A 797-nucleotide genomic window follows, 5' to 3' on the forward strand; every position below is an offset into this window, starting at 1 on the left:
GGCCATGACGGCCCCGCGCACCTGCCGGTCCGTCCCCACCCAGGCCTGGCCCCTCCGCGCGACCTCGGGGGCGGGCGACCCCGCGGCCACCCACGCGCACCGGGCGCGGATCGGGCAGCGGTCGCACGCAGGGGAGCGGGCGGTGCACACCAGCGCGCCGAGCTCCATGACGGCCGCGTTCCACCGGTTGGCGCGGTGCTCGTCGGCGGGCAGGGCGGCGTGGGCGGCCGCCATCTCGGCGCGGGTGAGGGTCCGGCCCGGGAGGCCCTCGCCGCGGAGAGCGCGGGCCAGCACGCGGCGCACGTTGGTGTCCACCACGGTCTCCGGGATGCCGAACGCGAAGCTGGAGACCGCCGCCGCCGTGTACTCGCCGATCCCGGGCAGGGCGCGGAGGGCGGCCGGGTCCGCGGGGACCTCGCCGCCGTGACGCTCGACGATCGCCCGCGCCGCCTCCTGCAGCCGCAGCGCCCGGCGGGGGTAGCCGAGCCGGTCCCAGGCCGTCAGCACGTCCGCCGTGGGGGCGGCCGCGAGGTCGGCGGGGGTGGGCCACCGCTCCATCCAGGCCCGCCAGCGGGGCAGGACCCGGACCACGGGGGTCTGCTGCAGCATGATCTCGGAGACGAGCACGCCCCACGGCGGGCAGTCCGGGTCCCGCCACGGCAGATCCCGGCCGTGCGCGGCGAACCAGTCCAGCACCTCGTCCTGCAGCGCGGTCAGGTCCGGGCGCGGGGCGGCGTCGTCGTGGGCGGGCATGGCGTCCACTCTAGGGCGGCGCACCGGCCTACCCTGGGACGCAT

At 78.8% G+C, this 797-nt stretch carries 1 protein-coding gene; it reads right to left on the reverse strand.

What is annotated here, in order from left to right:
- Positions 1–753 (reverse strand): A/G-specific adenine glycosylase (locus tag MHY29_RS12180; RefSeq protein WP_239241582.1); only part of this gene is annotated, 753 nt, incomplete at its 3' end.
- Positions 754–797: the final 44 nt, after the last annotated feature.

Source organism: Micrococcus sp. ACRRV (assembly GCF_022346985.1).
GTDB lineage: Bacteria > Actinomycetota > Actinomycetes > Actinomycetales > Micrococcaceae > Micrococcus > Micrococcus porci.